This is a genomic window from Streptomyces sp. M-16, assembly GCF_052114405.1.
Classification (GTDB): Bacteria; Actinomycetota; Actinomycetes; order Streptomycetales; family Streptomycetaceae; genus Streptomyces.
In genome coordinates, this window is sequence record NZ_JBFRER010000095.1 from 23,019 (window position 1) to 29,231 (window position 6,213).

Below are 6,213 nucleotides of genomic sequence, written 5' to 3' on the forward strand. Positions count from 1 at the left end.
CCCGCGGCCCCGCTCAGTGGCCACGCACGGCCTCCTCGGAATGGAAGTCCGTCTCCCGCCAGTCGTCCGGCAGCAGGTGGTCGAGTACGTCGTCGACGGTGACCGCGCCCAGCAGCGAGCCGCTCTCGTCCACGACGGGCGCCGCGACCATGTTGTACGCGGCCAGGTAGCTGGTCACCGCCGGCAGCGAGGCGTCCGGGCGCAGCGGCGGCAGGTCGGTGTCCACGATCGAGCTGACCAGGGTGAACGGGGGGTCGCGCAGCAGCCGCTGGAAGTGCACCGTCCCCAGGTACTTGCCCGTCGGCGTCTCGTCCGGCGGCCGGCACACGTACACCTGCGCCGCCAGTGCCGGGGACAGGTCCGAATTGCGCACGCGGGCCAGCGCGTCGGCGACCGTGGCGTCGGGGCGCAGCACGATCGGCTCGGTGGTCATCAGACCGCCCGCGGTGTTCTCCTCGTAGGACAGCAGGCGCCGCACGTCGGCCGCGTCGTCGGGCTGCATCAGCGTCAGCAGCCGTTCCTTCTCCGCCTCCGGCAGCTCGGAGAGCAGGTCGGCCGCGTCGTCCGGGTCCATAGCCTCCAGGACGTCGGCGGCGCGCTCCTCCTTCAGCTTGCCGAGGATCTCCACCTGGTCGTCCTCGGGGAGCTCCTCCAGGACGTCCGCGAGGCGGTCGTCGTCGAGGGCGTTGGCCACCTCGGCGCGCCGCTTCGGCGTCAGGTGGTGCAGGACGTTCGCGAGGTCGGCGGGGCGCATCTGCTCGAAGGTCGCCACGAGGCTCTCGGCGCCCTGCCCGTGCTCCTCCAGCGAGAACCCGGTCACCGCCGACCATTCGACGGTCAGGGTCTCGCCCCGGCGGCGCAGCGCGCCCCCCTTGCCCTTGCGCACGAAGATCCGGTCGATCTCCCAGTCGCGGCGGGCCGGGAGCTGCTGGATGGCCACGTCCAGGACGGTGGCCTCCTCGCCGGTGGCGACGAGCGTCACCCGGCGGTCCAGCAGCTCACCGAGGACCAGCCGCTCGGTCGGGCGCTGTTCGAAGCGCCGCATGTTGATGACGCCGGTGGTGATGACCTGTCCGGACTCCACGCCCGTCACCCGGGTCATCGGCAGGAAGATCCGGCGCCGGCTGACGACCTCGACGACCAGACCCAGCAGCCGGGGCGGGCGGCCGCCCACGCGCAGCATGGCGACGAGGTCGCGGACGCGGCCGACCTGGTCGCCGTTCGGGTCGAAGACGGCAACACCCGACAGATGCGAGACGAAGATCCGCGGGGCGCCTGCAGCCATCCGAGCGCCTCCTAGAGCGTCCATCACCAGTCCTGCCGTGCCTCAGGCTAGCCCGTGCCACGGGAAAGCGTCCTGGTGGGGCCCTCCGCCCGGGGGTCCCGTGGGGGTGGCCCCGGCGGCGGGTACGCTGCCTGCTGCCCGCAGACCCCCGACGAGAGGCACCTGCCCGTGACCCCCTACACCCCCGCCGCACGACTGCGCCGGGCCGCCTTCGTCGGTGCCCTGTGCGCGGGTCTCGCCGTCACCGCGACGGGCTGCGGCGGCAGTGCGGAGGACCCCGACAAGGGCACGAACGGGATCGGCAAGCTCGACGCGGACAAGATCGAGGGCCAGTCGAAGGCGGCCGCCACCGCCGCGGCCTCGGTGCACCTCTCCGGGAGCCTGGTCACCGGGGGCAAGACCTTCACCCTCGACATGCGGCTGAAGGCCGACGGCGGCTCCGGCGAGGTGAAGTCCCAGAACGACACCTTCCGGCTGCTGCGGGTCGGCGAGCAGCTCTACCTGAAGGCCGGCGCGGCCTTCTGGGGGAAGTCGGACTCGGCGGGCAAGCTCGGCGACAAGTACGTCAAGGTGCCCGAGAACGACCCCTCGTACAAGCAGTTCCGCGGGTTCACCGACATGCACGTGCTGCTGGACGGTCTGCTCGGTCTGCAGGGCAAGCTCACCAAGGGCGCCTACACCACGGTCGGGCAGACCCGCGCGGTGCCGATCTCGGCGGACGCGGGCAAGAGCGGCAAGCTGACGGTGTCCCTGGAGGGGACCCCGTACCCGCTGCTGATGGAACGCGCGGGCGGCGCGGGCCGGGTGGAGCTCTCCGAATGGGGCAAGCCCTTCCCGCTGGAGGCGCCCACGCAGGACCAGACCGTGGACTACGGCTCGCAGCTGCCGACCACCAAGGACGGCAAGGACACGGGAACCGGTACGGGCAAGGGCACCGGCTCGGGGACCGGATCGGGCTCGGGAACCGGGAGCGGCGCCGGCGGCCCGTCCCCGACGAAGAGCCAGGGCTCGGGCCAGGGCTCCGACCCGGGCTCCGGCTGAGCCCGCTTCGGTACCGGGCCCGCTTCGGCGCCGGGCCCGCTTCGGCGCCGGGCCCGCCCTCAGTACCGGGCCCGCCCTCAGTACCGGGCGCGCCTCAGCGCTTGGCCTTCTTCCGCTTCAGCAGCAGCTTCGGCAGCCCCGCCGGGACGGGCCTGCGGGTGATCGCCGGGGAGGGCAGCGGAGCCGAGGCCAGCGACCCCTCGGGCAGCCCGTCGGCGACCGCCACGGGCTCCAGGCGCAGCAGCCGGCACTCGCGGGCCCAGCGCTCGGTCATCCGCTCCGAGTCGGGCGCGTTCAGCCGCTTGCCCTTCAGCTCGGCGACGGCGGCCTCCCACGACGCGCTGCCGGGTACGAGCTCCCGTACGGCCGCCGTCCAGGCGACGAGCCGGCCGCCCTTGTCCTTGCTGCGCACCGTCACCTCGGCGGCGGCGCCGTCGGTGAGACCCGGGAAGGGCTGCTCGCCGGGGCCGTCACCGAGCACGTGCGCCGCGCCGTCCACCCAGGCGTGCCACAGGGCCCGGTCGGCGCCCGCGCCGCGGACCCAGATCAGGCCGGACTTCTTGGAGGCCTCCTCGACGAGGGCCAGGTCGAGTGCGCTGAGAGTCATGCGCACAGGTTAGGGGGTGCGCCCCGGGGTGCCTACAGCCAGCCGTTGCGGCGGAGTGTCCGGTGGATGGCGAAGCAGCTGCCGACGATCGCGACCATCACCATCGGGTAGCCGTAGCGCCAGTGCAGCTCGGGCATGTGCTCGAAGTTCATCCCGTACACCCCGCAGATCATCGTCGGCACGGCGATGATCGCCGCCCACGAGGTGATCTTGCGCATGTCCTCGTTCTGGGCGACGGAGGCCTGCGCCAGGTTCGCCTGGAGGATCGAGTTCAGCAGCTCGTCGAACCCGATGACCTGCTCGTGGACCCGCGCGAGGTGGTCCGCCACGTCGCGGAAGTACTTCTGGATGTCCGGGTCCACCAGCCGCATGGGCCGCTCGCTCAGCAGCTCCATCGGCCGCAGCAGCGGGGAGACCGCCCGCTTGAACTCCAGCACCTCCCGCTTGAGCTGGTAGATCCGGCCCGCGTCGCCGCCCCGGCTGACGCCCTTGGCGGGGGCGGCGAAGACCGCGCTCTCCACCTCGTCGATGTCGTCCTGGACCGCCGCCGCCACCGCGATGTAGCCGTCGACCACGTGGTCGGCGATCGAGTGCAGCACGGCCGACGGGCCCCGCGAGAGCAGCTCCGGGTCGTCCTGGAGACGGTGGCGCAGGCTCCGCAGGGACCCCTGGCCGCCGTGCCGGACGGTGATGACGAAGTCTGGACCGGTGAAGCACATCACCTCGCCGGTCTCCACCACCTCGCTGGTGGCCGTGAGTTCGGCGTGCTCCACGTAGTGGATCGTCTTGAAGACGGTGAAGAGCGTGTCGTCGTAGCGCTCCAGCTTCGGCCGCTGGTGCGCGTGCACCGCGTCCTCCACGGCCAGGGGGTGCAGGCCGAAGGTGGCGGCGATCCCCGCGAACTCCGCCTCGGTGGGCTCGTGCAGTCCGATCCAGGCGAAACCGCCGCTCTCGCGGACCCGGCGCATCGCCTCACGCGGCGTCAGGCAGCCGCGGCCCGGCTCCAGGGGGTCGCGCCGGCCGTCGCGGTACACGGCACAGTCGACCACCGCACTGCTGGCGGAGGGGTCGCGGGTGGCGTCGTAGCCGGGCTGGACGGGCGTGGACCGGCGCAGGGCCGGGCGGACGGCGGCACGGAGGTAGGGCAGCATCGACATGGCAGGCTCCTTCGCGCGCACGGCTGCGGACCGTACGGGTGGGAGGCCCTCCGGGCGCGGGTGGGCAGACCCGGGCGGACGGAGGGAAACAGGACGGAGGACAGAAGTTCTGCCGTCGCTCTTCTGCTGATCAGAAGATCAAAGGGGGCGGGACGCGCCCTGCACAGAAGCGGAAGAGCGATCGGTACTGCACGATCGACTTCGATCCATCGCAGCCCCACCTCCTCCGGCCGGTCCCCCGTGAGGGACGTCCTGTCGCCGGAGCACCGAAACAATTGTTTCCGAGTGCGGCCCCGACCAGCTGTCAACACTATCAGCCGACGGATGGTCAAGACCCGCCCTTTACCCGGGGGATAGGAGTTCTATGCTCGCTCCATGGCAGAAATTCTGGCCCTCGTCGAAGCCCGGCTGCGCAACGCGTTCGGCGAACCCGACGCCCGCGCCGCCGTCACCTTCCTGGGCACCGACCGCATCGAGGTACTCCGTTTCGCCGAGGGCGACCTCGTCCGGTACGCGACCCTCGGGATGTCCGCACACCCGATGACCGACCCGACCGCCGTGGTCGCCGACCCGGTGCGCGGCCCGCGCGCCGAGCTGGTGCTCACCGTACGGGCGGGCCTGGCCCCGACCGACAAACTCCTGCGCCCGCTCGCGGTCCTGGCGGCCTCCCCGATGGTGGAGGGGCTGATCGTGGCCCCCGGCGCTTCCCTGGACGTGGGCGAACCGCTGTGGGAGGGGGCCGCGTTCAGCTCGGTCCTCGTCGCGGAGCCGGGCGGACTCGTCGAGGACCTCGAACTGGACGAGCCCATGGATCCCGTCCGCTTCCTCCCCCTCCTCCCGATGACGGCGAACGAGGCCGCCTGGAAGCGGGTGCACGGCGCGGCGGCCCTCCAGGAGCGCTGGCTCGCGCGCGGCACCGATCTGCGGGACCCTCTGCGTACGGCCGTCGCACTGGACTGACCGGCGCGCCCGCGGGTACGGATGACATCCGGACGGGTGATCGTGCCTTGACGGCGCGCCGGGCGGGGAGGAGCGTGCTTCTTATGAGGGGCGAACCGAGTTGCCCGAAGTGCGGTGGCCGGGTCCGAGCGCCCGGTCTTTTCGCCGACTCCTGGCAGTGCGCGGTGCACGGCGCCGTCCATCCGCTACAGCCTGTCATCCCACCGAGCGTCGAGGGTCTCGGCGTGGTGGTGAACCGGGCCCAGGTCCCCGTCTGGATGCCGTGGCCGCTGCCCGTGGGGTGGCTCTTCACCGGGGTCGCGACCGCCGGTGACGACCGCAGCGGGGGCCGGGCCACCGCCGTGGCCTGCTCCGGGCCGGGGCCGCTGGGCGGCATCGGCGAGCTGCTGCTGATCGCGGAGGAACTGGGCGTGGGGCTGGGCTCCCGCTTCGCGGGCATCGACGCCCCCGACCCGGGCCCGTACATGAAGGTCTCCGCCCCGCCGCACGCCAAGGTCGTCGCCGCGGGGCGGCCGACGCCGCTGTGGCACGTCAGCGGGGCGCCGGACGACCGGGCGGTGTTCGCGGGCGAGGCGCGGGGGCTGTGGCTGTGGGCCATCGTCTGGCCGGAGCAGTCGGGACTCCTCATGTACGACGAACTCGTCCTCACAGACCTCCGCGACGCGGGCTCCGAGGTCGAACTCCTGCCGTGCGGAGCCCTGACGCCCCGCATCCTTTCCTGACGCGCCGCTCGCGCGACCCGGCCCCGGCGGGCCTCTCCGGCTTCGCGCCGCTGCGCCTGGCCCCTTTCCGACGCGCCGCTCGCGCGGCTCGGCCCTGGCGGGCCTCTCCGGCTTCGCGCCGCTGCGCCTGACTCCGTCCGGCGGGTGGTGGGGCGGGGTCGCTGCCCGTGGCTGGTGTCCGGCCGTCGTGTGCGGGTGGGTTGCCGCTGCGCGGGGCTGGTCCCCTACCCGCCCTTCCTCCGTTCCCGCCTCAGGCGCCGGCGCGGCTGAAGAACACGGGCGTGACCCGTACTCGTGCCGGGTGCGGCTCCCGACACGGCGCTCCGCGCCCGCGCCTCAATCGCCGGCGGGGCTGGAATTGCCCTGCGGGCAATCCGGCCGGCCAAAATCCAGCCCCGCCGGCGTTTGAGGCGCGGGGGTCCGGGGGCGGAGCCCCCGAAG

General features: G+C 73.0%; 6 protein-coding genes. 3 read left to right on the forward strand and 3 right to left on the reverse strand.

What is annotated here, in order from left to right; all coding sequences use genetic code 11:
- Positions 1 to 13: 13 nt before the first annotated feature.
- Entirely contained in the window at positions 14 to 1,285 is a 1,272-nt protein-coding gene (locus AB4039_RS31605) for a magnesium transporter MgtE N-terminal domain-containing protein (RefSeq protein ID WP_266842088.1), read from the reverse strand.
- 168 nt (positions 1,286 to 1,453) lie between these two features.
- On the opposite strand from AB4039_RS31605, the gene AB4039_RS31610 reads away from it, so the two are divergent.
- Positions 1,454 to 2,326: a hypothetical protein gene (locus tag AB4039_RS31610; RefSeq protein ID WP_442272387.1), complete on the forward strand. Its 873-nt coding sequence runs from the start codon at positions 1,454 to 1,456 to the stop codon at positions 2,324 to 2,326.
- A 94-nt stretch (positions 2,327 to 2,420) separates the two neighbouring features.
- Here AB4039_RS31610 and AB4039_RS31615 read toward each other — a convergent pair whose 3' ends face one another.
- Positions 2,421 to 2,933 (reverse strand): hypothetical protein, encoded by a 513-nt coding sequence (locus tag AB4039_RS31615; protein WP_266842090.1) that lies wholly within the window; start codon positions 2,931 to 2,933, stop codon positions 2,421 to 2,423.
- 32 nt (positions 2,934 to 2,965) lie between these two features.
- A complete protein-coding gene (locus tag AB4039_RS31620) occupies positions 2,966 to 4,090 on the reverse strand; it encodes a magnesium and cobalt transport protein CorA (RefSeq protein WP_266842092.1) in 1,125 nt (374 codons plus the stop codon).
- 375 nt (positions 4,091 to 4,465) lie between these two features.
- Here AB4039_RS31620 and AB4039_RS31625 point away from each other — a divergent pair, with 375 nt between their 5' ends.
- Positions 4,466 to 5,050, forward strand: coding sequence for a suppressor of fused domain protein (locus AB4039_RS31625; RefSeq protein ID WP_266842093.1), 585 nt, complete (start codon positions 4,466 to 4,468; stop codon positions 5,048 to 5,050).
- Positions 5,051 to 5,133: 83 nt separating this feature from the next.
- Positions 5,134 to 5,772: a DUF6758 family protein gene (locus tag AB4039_RS31630; RefSeq protein ID WP_266842095.1), complete on the forward strand. Its 639-nt coding sequence runs from the start codon at positions 5,134 to 5,136 to the stop codon at positions 5,770 to 5,772.
- The last annotated feature ends 441 nt before the right edge of the window (positions 5,773 to 6,213 follow it).